The organism is Nocardia sichangensis, assembly GCF_047200615.1.
GTDB lineage: Bacteria > Actinomycetota > Actinomycetes > Mycobacteriales > Mycobacteriaceae > Nocardia > Nocardia sichangensis.
The window spans coordinates 194,665-207,271 of sequence record NZ_JBJZOK010000011.1; the positions used below are offsets into that span (position 1 = coordinate 194,665).

The following is a 12,607-nucleotide window of genomic DNA, read 5'->3' on the forward strand; positions in this document are numbered from 1 at the left end:
CGGTCACCGGCCGATCTGCGCGGCGACCGCGGCGTGCATCCCGGCGGTGATCGTGGCGATGTCGCCGGACGTGCTGATGAACGGCGGCATGGTGTAGACGAGGTTGCGGAACGGACGCAGCCACGCCCCGGCCGCCACCGCGGCGTCGGTCGCGGCGCGCATGTCGACCGGGTGGTCCAGCTCGATCACACCGATCGCACCGAGCACACGGGCCTCGACCACGCCCGGCAGCTCGCGCACCGGGGCCAGGCCCGCAGCCAGCTCCGCTTCGATCCGGGTCACCTCGCCGCGCCAGTCGCGTGAGCGCAGCAACTCGATCGACGCGACGGCGACTGCGCAAGCCAGCGGGTTGCCCATGAACGTGGGGCCGTGCATGAGCCCGCCGTGCGCCGCGCTGATCGTCTCGGCGATCCGCGTGGTGCACAGCGCGGCGGCCAGGGTGAGGTAACCGCCGGTCAGCGCCTTGCCCACGCACATCACATCCGGGCTCACCCCGGCCTGGTCGGCCGCGAAAAGCGTTCCGGTGCGGCCGAATCCGGTCGCGATCTCGTCGAAGACGAGCAGCACCCCGTGCTCGTCGCACAACCGGCGCAGGTCGGCGAGATAGCCGGGGTGGTGCCAGCGCATCCCGCCCGCCCCTTGGACGATCGGCTCCACGATGACCGCCGCGAGTTCGCCCGCGTGCGCGGCGATCATGCGCTCCAGTTCCGCCGCGTATTCCGGGTGGTACTCACTCGGCGGCACCGGAGCGAACAGCTGATTCGCCAGGATGTCGGTCCACAGCGAGTGCATGCCGCCCTCGGGATCGCACACGCTCATCGGCGTGAAGGTGTCGCCGTGGTAGCCGCCGCGCCAGGTGAGCAGCCGCCGCTTCTCCGGCTTACCCAGCGAACGCCAGTACTGCAGGCACATCTTCACGGCGACCTCGACCGACACCGAGCCCGAGTCGCACAGGAACACCTTGTCCAGCCCGGCCGGTGTCGATTCGACCAGCAGCTCGGCCAGCCGGGCCGCCGGCTCGTGGGTGAGGCCGCCGAACATCACATGACTCATCCGCCGCGACTGGTCGACCAGCGCGGCGTCGAGCACCGGGTGCCGGTAACCGTGGATGGCGGCCCACCAGGAACTCATGCCGTCGACCAGCTCGCGTCCGTCGGCCAGGGTCAGCCTGGTCCCCGCGGCGGCGGCCACCACCAGCGGTTCGGTCGTCGCGGGGAAGCCGCCGTACGGATGCCAGACGTGCTCGGCGTCGAGGGCGGTGATCTGGTCGGGGGTCAGTGCCACAGGAATCCTCGCGTCACGGCCCGGGTCTCCCCTGGGCGGCTTGAACACCGTTCAAGTTAGCAGCCGAGCAGGCGGGGCCCGCAAGGGTGGGCCGAGTTCGGCCGTTTCCCTACCCGGTGGCGACGCGGCGGAATATTCTTTGACAAAGTCAAAGATTGGAGCCGCCGTGACCGCTGCCGCGCCCGCCGACATCGCCGCCGTCCGCGAGTTCAACCGCCACTACACGCGCGTGATCGGCGTGCTGCGCGAGGGACTGCACGACAGCCGCTACTCGCTCACCGAGGCGCGGATCCTGTTCGAGCTGGCCGCCTCCGACGCCACCGAAGTGGTCGCGCTCCGGCACGCCCTTGACCTCGACGCGGGCTACCTCAGCCGCATTCTGGCCCGGTTCGAACAGTCCGGCCTGGTGCGGCGCAACCGCTCCGGCAGCGACGGCCGCCGCCAGGAGGTCCGGCTGACCGACCGGGGCAGGGAGATCTTCGCGACGCTCGATCAGCGCTCCAGTGACGAAGTGGGCGCGCTGCTCGACGCGCAGCCGCAAGCGACCCGCGCGCGCCTGATCACGGCGATGCGAACCATTCAGCAGATTTTGGACCGGCCCGCAGACGCACCTGCTTTCTCGCTGCGACGCCCGGGCTCCGGCGATTACGGCTGGGTGATCCAGCGTCATGCGGAGCTCTACGCGAACGAATACGGCTGGGACGCGACCTACGAGGAACTGATCGTGCGCATCGTGGCCGACTATCTGACTTCCCGCGACGAGCAGCGCGAGCGCGCCTGGATCGCGGAATCCGACGGCCGCCCGGTGGGCAGCGTCTTCTGCGTTCGCGAGGACGACACCACCGCGCGCCTGCGGTTGCTCCTGGTCGAGCCGACCGTCCGCGGTCTCGGCGTCGGCTCGGCGCTGGTGGACGAATGCCTGCGCTTCGCCACGGCGGCGGGCTACCGGGAGATCGTGCTGTGGACCAACGACGTGCTCACCGCCGCGCGGCGCGTCTACCAGCGCGCGGGATTCGAGCTCGTCGACCAGAGCCCGCATCACAGCTGGGGGCACGACCTGGTCGGCCAGACCTGGCGGCGGTCGCTCACATCCGCGAAGTGAGCCGCGCGCCCGCTCACGAGCCGCTGCACGATGCGCCGGGTCGCATGCGCTTCCGCTATGTCGAGCACCACACGGCCCGTCGCTGTCAGTGATCCGTATCGACGCACCGCGTGCCGCGGCACCTCGGACGCGTCCGGCGAGGGCTCGCGTCACCGCAACCGCCGCTACGGATGAGCTCGCGACCACCGCGCGCCCCGCTCGGGGCAAGGCCGACGCGGCGTTGGGTCCGTTCGCCCGTGCTGTGCCGCGAGACTGCGCGGCGTTGCCACCGCGGGCCGTGCTCGGTGCTCGCACCATTCCCCGATGGCGCGAAAAATGCCTCCGACCTCGTTCGATCCGGTCACCCACAACCACCCGCACCGCTGGACGCCCGGCTGACGCTACTGTCGTTGCCATGGCTCAGCCCGACGCAGCGCCCGGTGACGCGGCACCTCTGGGTGTCTGGCCCGGCACCGCCTATCCCCTCGGGGCCACCTACGACGGCGCAGGCACCAATTTCTCGGTGTTCTCCGAGGTTGCCGACGCGGTCGAACTCTGCCTGATCGACGCCGACGGAGCCGAGAACCGGATCGCGCTCGACGAGGTGGACGGGTACGTCTGGCATGCCTACCTGCCCGGAATCGACCCTGGTCAGCGCTATGGATTCCGCGTGCACGGCCCATACGACCCCGACCGGGGGTTGCGCTGCGACCCGAGCAAGTTGCTGCTCGATCCGTACGGCAAGGCTTTCGACGGCGACTTCGACGATCACCCCTCGCTCTACACCCACGGGCTCGACTCGCTCGGCCACACCATGACCGGCGTGGTGATCAACCCGTACTTCGACTGGGGCGCCGACCGGCCGCCCAACCGGCCGTACCACGAGACGGTGATCTACGAGGCGCACGTCAAGGGCATGACGATGACGCATCCCGAGGTGCCCGAGGAATTGCGCGGCACCTATTCCGGCATCGCGCACCCGGCGGTCGTCGACCATCTGAAGGGGTTGGGGGTCACCGCGATCGAACTGATGCCGGTGCACCAGTTCCTGCAGGACCGCGTGCTGCTGGACCAGGGACTGCGGAACTATTGGGGCTACAACAGCTTCGGCTACCTCGCGCCGCACAGCGAGTACGCGACGATGGATCGCGCCGGGTCGGCGGTCACCGAGTTCAAGGCGATGGTGCGCGCGCTGCACGCCGAGGGCATCGAGGTGATCCTCGACGTCGTCTACAACCACACCGCCGAGGGCAACCACAACGGCCCCACGATCTGCTTCCGCGGCATCGACAATGCCGCCTACTACCGCTTGGTCGACGACGATCCGTCGCACTACATGGATTACACGGGCACCGGAAACAGTCTCAACGTGCGCCACCCGCACACCTTGCAGCTGATCATGGACTCCCTGCGCTACTGGATCCTGGAGATGCACGTCGACGGCTTCCGCTTCGATCTGGCCGCGACGCTGGCGCGGGAACTGCACGACGTGGACCGGCTGTCGACGTTCTTCGACCTGGTGCAGCAGGATCCGGTGGTGAGCCAGGTCAAACTCATCGCCGAACCGTGGGACGTCGGCGAGGGCGGCTACCAGGTGGGCAATTTCCCCGGCCTGTGGACGGAGTGGAACGGCAAGTACCGCGACACCGTGCGGGACTACTGGCGCGGCGAACCGGCGACGCTGGGCGAGTTCGCCTCTCGGCTCACCGGTTCCTCGGACCTGTACGAGGCCACCGGCCGCAGGCCGAGCGCGAGCATCAACTTCGTCACCGCGCACGACGGGTTCACGCTGCGGGATCTGGTGTCCTACAACGAGAAACACAACGCGGCCAACGGCGAGGACAACCGCGACGGCGAGAGCTGGAACCGCTCCTGGAACTGCGGTGTCGAAGGCCCGACCGACGACCAGGACATCCTCGCCCTGCGCGACCGGCAGAGCCGCAACCTGCTGGCCACGCTCATGCTCAGCCAGGGTGTGCCGATGCTGGCGCACGGCGACGAGATGGGCCGCACCCAGCACGGCAACAACAACGTCTACTGCCAGGACTCGCCGCTGGCCTGGATGGACTGGTCGCTGCGGGAGAAGAACGCCGATCTGCTGGAGTTCACCCGCGCGGTGGTCGCGTTGCGCACCCGGCACCCCGTCTTCCGGCGCCGTCGCTTCTTCGCGGGCGGCCCGGTCCGTTCGGCGGACAACGCCCGCGACATCGCCTGGCTCACCCCGTCCGGCGAGGAGATGACCGGGGCGGACTGGGACAGCGGATTCGGCAAGTCGCTGGCGGTCTACCTCAACGGCGAGGCGATCCCCGAGCCGGGCCCGCGAGGCGAGCGGATCACCGACGACTCGTTCCTGTTGTGTTTCAACGCCCACGACGCGGCTATCGACTTCGTGCTACCGAGCACCGGCGACGGCGCGGAATGGTCGGTGGCACTGGATTGCTCGACCCCGACCGGCATGACCGACGCCAGGTATCCCGGCGGCGCGGCCGTCACCATCGAAGCTCGCTGTCTCCTCGTCCTCCGCCAGGCCGCCTGACCCGAATGCCGATGAACGCACCCGATCCCACCGAGATGCACGTGACCGACCCGGTGTCCCTCCGACGCAAGCCCGCCCGCCAGACGACGATCCGCAGCGCCTACCGGCTACAGCTGCGACCGGACGCATTGACCTTCGCCGAGGCCCGCGCCATCGCGGAATACCTTCAGCAGCTGGGCATCTCGCACCTGTACCTGTCGCCGATCCTGACCGCGGCGCACGGTTCGACGCACGGTTACGACGTCACCGACCCGACCACGGTCTCCGCCGCCCTCGGCGGGCCGACGGGGCTCAAGGCACTCGCCGACGAGGTGCGCAGCCGCGGCATGGGACTGATCGTCGACCTGGTGCCCAATCACGTCGGCGTCGCCGATCCGCGACAGAACGCCTGGTGGTGGGACGTGCTGCGGAATGGCCAGGAGTCGCGGTTCGCGCCGTATTTCGACATCGACTGGAGCCCCGGCAACGGCGCGGGCGGCAGGCTGGCGCTGCCGGTGTTGCAGAGCGAGAACGACCCGGCCGCCCTGACCGTGGACCGCACCGGCGCCGAGCCGATGCTCGCGCTGCACGATCTGCGTTTCCCGATCGCGCCCGGCACCGACGGCGACAACGCCCTGCGCATCCACGACAAACAGCACTACCGGTTGGTGAGCTGGAAGGCCGGGCTGTGCACCTATCGGCGTTTCTTCGCGGTGAGCAGCCTGGCCGCGATCCGTCAGGAGAACCCGGAGGTCTTCGAGCTCACCCACCGCGAGCTCGCCGCGTGGTGCGAGCACGACTTGATCGACGGCGTGCGGGTCGACCATCCGGACGGTCTGGCCGATCCCGCCGGTTACCTCACCCGGCTGCGCAGACTGATCGGCCCGCACCGGCTGTTGCTGGTGGAGAAGATCCTGGCCAACCGCGAGCCGCTGGACGCGACGCTGCCCATCGACGGCACCACCGGCTACGAGGCGCTGGCCGACTTCGGCGGCGTGCTGATCGATCCGCGCGGGGAGCACGCGCTCACCGAACTCTCGCGCCGGGTGGCCGGGCACGGCAGCGACCGGGCTTGGATCGGCGAGACCGAACACCGGATCAAGCGCGCGGTCGCGGAAACCATTCTGACGCCGGAGGTCCGGCGGCTGGTGGCCGCGATCAAACAGGACGCGAACGCCGAGAGTTTCGACACCATGGCGCTGACCAACGCCACCATCGAGGTGCTGGCGTTCATGCCGGTCTACCGGGCCGACTACGCGCCGCTGTCCGGGATGACGGGCGCGGTGATCGCCGAGGTGGAGAAGCGCAACAGCGAACTCACCGCGCCGCTGGCGGTCCTGGTCGCGGCGCTGGCCGCCGACGGGGCCGCGGCGATGCGCTTCAGCCAGGTCTGCGGCGCGGTGACCGCGAAGGCGGTCGAGGACACCATGTTCTATCAGGCCGCGCGGCTGGTCTCGTTGCAGGAGGTCGGCGGCAACCCGGCGCGCTTCGGCCACTCGCTCAACGAGTTCCACCTGTCCAACAGCCAGCGCGCGCAACGCTGGCCCGCCACTCTGACGACGCTGTCCACGCACGACACCAAGCGCGGGGAGGACGTGCGCGCCCGCATCGGCGTGCTGTCCCAGGCCGCGGAGACCTGGGCGCGCAACGTCGACTCCTGGTTGGAGACCGCCCCCGCGCCGGACGGTGCGACGGCGTTGTTCCTGCTGCAGAACATGTTCGGGGTGTGGCCCGCGGACGGGCGACCGGCCGCATCGGTGCCCGGCCTGCGTGAGCGTGTGCACGCGTTCGCCGAGAAGGCGATGCGGGAGGCGAACAGCAAGACCTCCTGGGAGGAGCCGGACGCCGAGTTCGAGGCCGCGGTGCACGCGTGGCTGGACACGGTGATCGATGGCCCGGTGGGCTCCGAACTCGGCGACCTGGTGCACGAACTGGCCCCGCACGCCTGGTCGGACGCCTTGTCGCAGAAGCTCTTACAGCTGTGCGGGCCGGGCATCCCGGACGTCTACCAGGGCTGCGAGCTGTGGGAGGACTCCCTCGTCGACCCGGACAACCGCAGGCCGGTGGACTTCGCCGCCCGTGCGGGCATGCTGCAATCGCTCACCGGCACGCCCGCGCTGGACACCACCGGCGCGGCGAAGATGTGGATCGTCGCCTACGCGCTGTGGTTGCGCCGCGAACGTCCCGAATGCTTCGTCGGCGGCACGTACCGGCCGCTGTTCGCCACCGGCGACCACGCGTCCAAGGTGGTGTCCTACGCCCGCGGCCGCGCGGGCGAGGCCCCCGAGGTCATCGTCGCCGCCACCCGCCACAGCGTGAGCCTGGCCGAGACCGGCTGGAGCGACACGTTCATCGACCTACCCGCGGGCAGCTGGACAGACCGGCTGACCGGCCACACCTTCCAGGGCCGGGCCAGGCTCGAGAAGATGTTCGCCAGGCTGCCGGTCGCGCTGCTGGTGCGCTGACGGCTCGGGCACGGGCGCGCCCGCCTGCTCGAGTTTCTTGGAGAACACCCCGCGGATCTGCTCGAAAGCCGCTTCCGGGATCACACCGCCCAGTTCTTCGCGCCAGCGTCGCAGATTCGCGGGATGGTAGTCCAGCGCGTCCTGCGCGCTCGCGGACAACCGCACGCCCTGATCGGTGGGCATGGACATCCGGCGCCAGGAATCCCAGTGGAACCGGCGACTGCGCGGATTACGCAGCGTCCGAACCACGTTCAGGACGCGGTAGCCGATGCTCAGGGAATCGTGCAGCCGCATGTGGTCGCCGTCGGTGTGGTCGCAGCGCTTCGACAGCGCCGCCAGCCGGTCCCGGTCGAAGGCCAGCCCGACCGACTCCGCCTCCCGGACCATCCACTGCAGCGTGATGTCGGACAGGCCGCATTCGGTGTAGCCGCCACCGATGTCGCTGTGCACGCCGGGGAACCACACCTGCTTGACTCGCTCGAAGCCGCGCCGGTACTTCACCGTCGGTTCGACCGGCACCTCCCACACGGCCGGTTCGAAGTTGCGCCGCCGCTCGTCGATGGCCAGCGCCTGGCGGGCGCAGTGCACGTGCCGGGAGAGTTTGACGTCGTGGAAGCGGTGCCGCAGGGAGGTGATGCCAGGGACGCCGAGCGCGCCGACAGTGTCGAACACGCCGAGGAAATCGATCTTCGCTCGGTGACAATGCTTCCGGCGGAATTCCTGCCACTGCTCGGGCTCGGCCGGATCGGGGTTCTCCCGCGTCGGCGCGGGCGGTCGCTGCCGATAGATGTTCAGGGCGTCGGGGTACTTGCCTTCGATCATCGCTTCGGGGGTCATGATCCCGACACGGTTGATCAGGCCGGCCAGGCTGCGGGCGGTGAAGGCGCCGCGGCTGAAGCCGAAGATGTAGATTTCGTCGCCCTTCTCCCAGTTCAAGGCCAGATGCCAGTAGGCGGACGACAGGTTAGCCTCGAGTCCGAGTCCGAAGGCGCCGCCCATCAGGCGATCGCTGAGGAATCCGCGGGCACCTGGGCCGGAGACGTAGGTGACCCACTGCTGGATCGTCTCCCCCGCCGGTCCGGGCGCATCGAACCGGATCGTCTGCGCGATCTTGACTATGTTCGAAACCGTGCTGCTCGATTCGGCCTTCCAGGTGCCGTCGCAACACACAACCAGACGTTTCATGCGCTGATCCTCCCGCCGGCATCCCACCGAAACCCGCGTATTCGACTACTCGAATTCATCGCCTGCGGCGGGGAAGCGTTAATGCGGGGCGCGCTACGGCGTGCCGCCGGGCCCCTCGCCGAGACCCGCGACCGCCATGCCGATCAGCCACCGCGCCGCGCCGAGCGCTGCCGCGACGAGTACCGCGAGTTGCAGCGATCCGGTGATCAGGGCCAGGACGAGGCAGGTCACCAAGCCGACGACCAGTGCGTCGAGCTTGTATACCGGCCACGCGCTACCCGCGATGTCGATCGTGGTGCCGCGCGCCGAAGAGTGAACGACCGCCATCTCCTCAGGGTAGTCGGAATTGGAAGTTCGGGCCAGCGAACTTTTTGTCGCCGGGAACACAAGTAATCGCCGCGGCGTTGCCGCAGATATGCCACTGACAGGTGAATACGAACCGAGTACATCCGACTGGGCCCGCGAACAGGCCGAGAAGTACGAGAACTCCGGCGGCACCGAGGGCGCGACCTTGCAAGGTGTGCCGATCATCCTGCTCACCACCAAGGGCGCGAAGAGCGGCAAGCTGCGCAAGACGCCGCTGATGCGGGTGGAGCACGACGGCGAGTACGCCGTGGTGGCCTCGCTGGGCGGCGCGCCGAAGCATCCCGTCTGGTACCACAACATCAAGGCCGAACCGCACGTCGAACTGCGCGACGGCACGGTCAACAAGGACTACACCGCCCGCGAGGTGTTCGGCGACGAGAAGGCGCAGTGGTGGGAGCGCGCGGTCGAGGTGTGGCCGGATTACGCGAACTACCAGACCAAGACCGATCGTCAGATCCCCGTCTTCGTTCTCACCCCGCAGTAGCTTCTGCGCAGGTAGCCCGCGTGTCACCGCCACCCGCCGCAGCTCGCCGCCGCGGCGGGTGGCAGCATATTCGGGGTGTCCGATCCGCTTGATGTCCTCGACGCACTGACCGCTTCTCGTCCCGCCCTCACCGCGGACGAGATCGACGCTGCCGCCAAGCGAATTGCCGACGTCATTGATCCGACCCCGCTACAGCGCAGCGAGCGGCTGTCCAAGCTGACCGGGGCGAACGTCTATCTGAAGCGCGAAGATCTCAGCGCGGTCCGCTCCTACAAGCTGCGCGGCGCCTACAACCTCGTGGTCCAGCTGACCGAGCGGGAACGCGCCGCCGGCGTGGTCGCGGCCAGCGCGGGCAACCACGCGCAGGGCGTCGCGTTCGCCTGCCAGGCGATGGGGATCAAGGGCCGTATCTACGTGCCGACCACGACGCCGAAGCAGAAGCGTGACCGCATCCGGGTGCACGGCGGGGAGTTCGTCGAGCTCATCGCGGTCGGCGAGACCTACGACGCCGCCGCCGCGGCCGCCGCCGCCGACGTGGAGCGCACCGGCGCGACCATGGTGCCGCCGTTCGACGACACCCGCACCGCGGCCGGTCAGGGCACCATCGCCGCGGAGATCCTGGAACAGCTCCCCACCACCCCTGACCTGGTGATCGTGCCCGTGGGCGGCGGCGGCTGCCTGGCGGGCATCGGCACCTACCTGCGCGCCCGATCCCCGCGCACCGCCATCCTGGGCGTGGAGCCCGCGGGCGCGGCCTCGATGACCGCGGCTCTGGTGGCGGGCGGCCCGGTCACGCTGCCGGAGATCGATCCGTTCGTCGACGGCGCCGCGGTCCGCCGGGTAGGCGCCGTGCCGTACGCGGCGGTGTCCGGATTCGGCGGGCGCGTGGTTTCGCACGCCTCGCTGCCGTTGCTGACCACCACCGAATCCCCCAGGGGCGCGGGCACTTTCCAGATGATGCAGGTCGACGAAGGCGCGATCTGCACGACCATGCTCGACCTGTACCAGAGCGAGGGCATCATCGCCGAGCCCGCGGGCGCGCTCACCACGACGGCGCTGGCGGAGATCACCGTGGAGCCGGGCTCCACGGTGGTGTGCCTGGTGTCCGGCGGCAACAACGACGTCTCCCGCTACGGCGAGATCATCGAGCGCTCGCTCGTGCACAGCGGGCTCAAGCACTACTTCCTGGTGGACTTCCCGCAGGAACCCGGCGCGCTGCGCCGCTTCCTCAACGAGGTGCTCGGCCCGGAAGACGACATCACGCTGTTCGAGTACGTCAAGCGCAACAACCGGGAGACGGGCGCGGCGCTGGTCGGCATCGAACTGGGCGCCCCCGACGGGCTGGCGCCGCTGCTGGAACGGATGCACCACTCCCCGATCCAGTGCGAGCGCCTCGAGCCCGATTCACCGGCCTACCGCTACCTGACCTGAGCCCGACTCCGGCGGTCAGGCGGCCTCGGGCGTCTGACCGACCGGTATCCGACTGCCACGCAGCCTGGGGCCTCCGCGCGACCGCAATCCGACATGTCACGCTCGGGCCTCCGCGCAGCCGGGATCCGACGTGTCACGTGGCCTTGGGCGTCTGTGCAGCCGGGATCCGACGTGTCACGTGGCCTTGGGCGTCTGTGCAGCCAGCATCCGACGGTCACGCAACCTCGGGCCTCCGCGCAGCGGGGATCCGACGTGCCAAGCAGCCTCGGGCCTCCGCGCGACCGCAATCCGACATGCCACGCAGCCTCGAGCCTCCGCGCAGCCGGGATCCGACGTGCCACGTGGCCTTACGCGTCTGCGCAGCCGAAATCCGACGCGTCACGCAACCTCGGGCCTCCGCGCAGCCGGGATCCGACGTGCCACGTGGCCTTACGCGTCTGCGCAGCCGAAACTCGACGCGTCACGCGGCCTTGGGCGTCTGCGCGGCCGGGATCCGGCGGCGGGACGAACGCAGGCAGTTCAGCATGAGCGGCAGCAACCAGAACGCCGCCGACTGGTCGTAGCTGAGCTGCGCGACGGAGAGTCGGTTGTGCACGAAGCCGACCGACAGGCCCAGCCGGGGTTCGGCCCAGCCGAAGGAGCCGCCGAGGCCGATGTGCCCGAACCCGGCGTGGGCGCCCGGCATCGGCAGCGAGTGGTAGCCCAGACGCCACATCATCGGCAGGTAGAACAGCGCGCGATCGGGCTGGTAGGTCTCGACGCGACGCAGCGCCTTCATGGTGCGGCGGCCGAGGTACCTGTGGTCGGCCACGGTGCCGTCGCCCGCGAGCGCGCCGTACATGGTGGCCAGTGCCGGCGCGGTGGCCACACCGTTGCCCGCACCGAGTTCGGTGTCCAGGATCGGCGGGCTGACGCCCTCGAGGATGCCTTCCAGACCGGGCAGGAACAGGCAGCGGGTGGCGGCACCCAGCGCGCCGGGAATCCGGTGGCTACGGCCGAGAACCGCGGCGCCGAGCGGCTTTCCGAGCGCACTCAGCTGGGTGCCCGACAGCGGGGCGTAGGTGAGCGGCGCACCGGCGGGCGGCCTGCCCAAGTGGAGCCCTTCGATGCCGAGCGGCTCGGCCACCTCGGTGCGGATCAGCTCGCCGAGGCCGGTGCCGGTGATCGCGCGCGTCAAGCCTCCGACCAGCCAGCCGAAGGTGAGCGCGTGGTAGGTGGGCACGCCGAGCAGGCGGTCGGGCTTGGCCGCGGCCAGGCGCTGTTCCATGAGTTCGTGGTCCAGCACGTCGGCCAGGCCGCCGGTGGCGATCGGGGCCAGCGCGGACAGTCCCGCCCGGTGGGTGAGCAGATGACGAACGGTGATCTTGTGCTTGCCGTTGGCGCCGAACTCCGGCCAGTACTCCGCGACCGGAGCGGAATAGTCGAGCAACCCGCGGTCGGCGAGACGGTGCACGACGGTGGCCGCGATCCCCTTGGTGGCCGAGAAGATGATCGTGCCGGTGTCCCTGGTCCACGGAACGTCACCGCCGGAGCCGACCCAGATGTCCACCAGCGGCTCTCCGTGCCGGTGCAGCGTGAACGCCGCCCCCGCGCCCCGGCGATTGCCGAACGCCCGTGCGAAAGCGCGCACGAACGGTGCGAATTCGGCGGCAGCGCTGCCACCCATCCCCGGGGGAAGAACCGCAAAGTCCCCGGAAGCGACGTTGCTCATCTCTCCACGGTAATGGCATGGGACGATTCCGGCAAAGTACCTGTCTCGGACAGTTGTACGCCCGTTACCGGGCGAGTGCTCGAAA

The 12,607-nt window shown here is 69.5% G+C and carries 9 protein-coding genes; 5 read left to right on the plus strand and 4 right to left on the minus strand.

Annotation, left to right across the window (positions count from 1 at the left end):
- Window positions 1-3: 3 nt before the first annotated feature.
- Window positions 4-1,284, minus strand: coding sequence for an adenosylmethionine--8-amino-7-oxononanoate transaminase (locus ACL03I_RS18000; protein WP_412806512.1), 1,281 nt, complete (start codon window positions 1,282-1,284; stop codon window positions 4-6).
- A 166-nt stretch (window positions 1,285-1,450) separates the two neighbouring features.
- Here ACL03I_RS18000 and ACL03I_RS18005 point away from each other — a divergent pair, with 166 nt between their 5' ends.
- The 3 genes from ACL03I_RS18005 to treY all read left to right on the plus strand — a co-directional run bounded on the left by ACL03I_RS18005 (window position 1,451) and on the right by treY (window position 7,345).
- The gene (locus tag ACL03I_RS18005) at window positions 1,451-2,386 is read left to right on the plus strand and encodes a bifunctional helix-turn-helix transcriptional regulator/GNAT family N-acetyltransferase (protein ID WP_412806513.1); all 936 of its coding nucleotides are present in this window, start codon (window positions 1,451-1,453) and stop codon (window positions 2,384-2,386) included.
- A 394-nt stretch (window positions 2,387-2,780) separates the two neighbouring features.
- On the plus strand, window positions 2,781-4,901 hold the full coding sequence (gene glgX / locus ACL03I_RS18010; protein WP_412806514.1) for a glycogen debranching protein GlgX: 2,121 nt from the start codon (window positions 2,781-2,783) through the stop codon (window positions 4,899-4,901).
- Window positions 4,902-4,936: 35 nt separating this feature from the next.
- On the plus strand, window positions 4,937-7,345 hold the full coding sequence (treY, locus tag ACL03I_RS18015) for a malto-oligosyltrehalose synthase (protein ID WP_356967888.1): 2,409 nt from the start codon (window positions 4,937-4,939) through the stop codon (window positions 7,343-7,345).
- On the opposite strand, the gene ACL03I_RS18020 is transcribed toward treY, so the two are convergent.
- On the minus strand, window positions 7,238-8,530 hold the full coding sequence (locus tag ACL03I_RS18020; RefSeq protein WP_355078309.1) for a DUF2235 domain-containing protein: 1,293 nt from the start codon (window positions 8,528-8,530) through the stop codon (window positions 7,238-7,240). The two genes, treY and ACL03I_RS18020, sit on opposite strands and share 108 nt — an antisense overlap.
- A 93-nt stretch (window positions 8,531-8,623) precedes the next feature.
- Window positions 8,624-8,857, minus strand: a complete 234-nt coding sequence (locus ACL03I_RS18025; RefSeq protein ID WP_355078310.1) for a hypothetical protein — start codon at window positions 8,855-8,857, stop codon at window positions 8,624-8,626.
- An 88-nt stretch (window positions 8,858-8,945) separates the two neighbouring features.
- On the opposite strand from ACL03I_RS18025, the gene ACL03I_RS18030 reads away from it, so the two are divergent.
- Both ACL03I_RS18030 and ilvA read left to right on the plus strand, forming a co-directional pair.
- On the plus strand, window positions 8,946-9,380 hold the full coding sequence (locus ACL03I_RS18030) for a nitroreductase family deazaflavin-dependent oxidoreductase (RefSeq protein WP_355078311.1): 435 nt from the start codon (window positions 8,946-8,948) through the stop codon (window positions 9,378-9,380).
- Between the two features lie 75 nt (window positions 9,381-9,455).
- On the plus strand, window positions 9,456-10,811 hold the full coding sequence (gene ilvA / locus ACL03I_RS18035; protein ID WP_355078312.1) for a threonine ammonia-lyase IlvA: 1,356 nt from the start codon (window positions 9,456-9,458) through the stop codon (window positions 10,809-10,811).
- A gap of 460 nt (window positions 10,812-11,271) precedes the next feature.
- Here ilvA and ACL03I_RS18040 read toward each other — a convergent pair whose 3' ends face one another.
- A complete protein-coding gene (locus ACL03I_RS18040) occupies window positions 11,272-12,522 on the minus strand; it encodes a serine hydrolase domain-containing protein (protein ID WP_412806515.1) in 1,251 nt (416 codons plus the stop codon).
- Window positions 12,523-12,607 lie beyond the last annotated feature (85 nt).

What these genes read in the sequence shown, in the direction of transcription:
- glgX (WP_412806514.1), top strand. Translation starts at nt 2,781, where the DNA reads ATGGCTCAGCCCGACGCAGCGCCCGGTGACGCGGCACCTCTGGGTGTC.
- treY (WP_356967888.1), top strand. Translation starts at nt 4,937, where the DNA reads ATGCACGTGACCGACCCGGTGTCCCTCCGACGCAAGCCCGCCCGCCAG.
- ACL03I_RS18020 (WP_355078309.1), bottom strand. Translation starts at nt 8,530, where the DNA reads ATGAAACGTCTGGTTGTGTGTTGCGACGGCACCTGGAAGGCCGAATCG.
- ACL03I_RS18025 (WP_355078310.1), bottom strand. Translation starts at nt 8,857, where the DNA reads ATGGCGGTCGTTCACTCTTCGGCGCGCGGCACCACGATCGACATCGCG.
- ACL03I_RS18030 (WP_355078311.1), top strand. Translation starts at nt 8,946, where the DNA reads ATGCCACTGACAGGTGAATACGAACCGAGTACATCCGACTGGGCCCGC.
- ACL03I_RS18040 (WP_412806515.1), bottom strand. Translation starts at nt 12,522, where the DNA reads ATGAGCAACGTCGCTTCCGGGGACTTTGCGGTTCTTCCCCCGGGGATG.